Here is a 523-nt window from a genome sequence, read left to right as displayed (position 1 = left end):
ATCACGTGCGCGACCGACCGCGTGCGGTAGGTGTGCCCGCCGACCGTCTGCGGCCACAGGCAGAAGGTGCAGCGGCTCTTGCAGCCGCGGCCGGAGTAGAACGAGATGTAGGGGTGCTTCAGGTAGCCGATGAAGTACTTCTCCATCTCGAGGTCGCGCTTGTAGACGCTCGTGACGAAGGGCAGCTTGTCCATGTCCGTCATGATCTCGCGGTCCTCGTTATGGACCACGTTGCCGGCGGCATCGCGATAGGACAGGCCCTTGATCTCCGACATCGGCACGCCGTCGGCGACTTCCTTGACGGTGAAGTCGAACTCGTTGCGGGCGACGAAGTCGACCACCGGCGCCTGGGTCATCGAGCCCTCGGCGTCGACCGCGACCTTCGCGCCGATGAGGCCGGCGATGAGCTTCGGGTTGGCGGCCTTGAGGGCCTCGATCGTCTTCACGTCCGACTTGAAGGACGGCACCGAGGTGTGGAGCACGACGAGGTCGAAATCATTGGCCTGGGCCACGATCTCGTCGA

Annotated in this window: 1 pseudogene; it reads right to left on the bottom strand. The window is 64.2% G+C overall.

Annotated features, from left to right (window positions below):
* Window positions 1–523: pseudogene (locus tag OWC48_RS46175) on the bottom strand (hopanoid biosynthesis associated radical SAM protein HpnJ); the annotation flags it as partial.

It is taken from the genome of Bradyrhizobium sp. Arg816, assembly GCF_029989365.1.
In the GTDB taxonomy this organism is placed as follows: Bacteria; Pseudomonadota; Alphaproteobacteria; order Rhizobiales; family Xanthobacteraceae; genus Bradyrhizobium.
The sequence above is the reverse complement of the archived record's forward strand: the minus strand, read 5'-3'. Positions and strand labels throughout refer to the sequence as shown.